Annotated in this window: 1 pseudogene; it reads left to right on the forward strand. The window is 39.2% G+C overall.

Going from position 1 to position 309, the window contains the following annotated elements:
• A pseudogene (locus R2R70_RS19570) lies at nucleotides 1-309 on the forward strand (aminoglycoside phosphotransferase); the annotation flags it as partial.

Raw genomic sequence — 309 nt, forward strand, 5'->3', positions numbered from 1 at the left:
CGGCCCACTTTGTTACGATTTAGTTTCGTTGTTACGCGATTGCTATTTTAAGCTCCCTAATAATGAACTCGCTCAGCTATTAGCATTTGGATATAACGAGTTTAAACGCGAAGGCTTAGTCACTAATACTTCGTTTGAAGAATTTAAGGTTTGGTTTGACTTAACGGGTTTACAGCGTCATTTAAAAGCCGCCGGTATATTTTGTCGCCTGTATTTGCGTGACGGTAAGACAGGTTATTTAGCTAATATTTTGCCTACCCTTGAATATATTGTAGATGTTGCTGAGCGCTATCCTGAACTTAATGCACT

Origin of the sequence: Cobetia sp. SIMBA_158, from assembly GCF_046566945.1 — a bacterium.
Taxonomy (GTDB): domain Bacteria; phylum Pseudomonadota; class Gammaproteobacteria; order Pseudomonadales; family Halomonadaceae; genus Cobetia; species Cobetia amphilecti.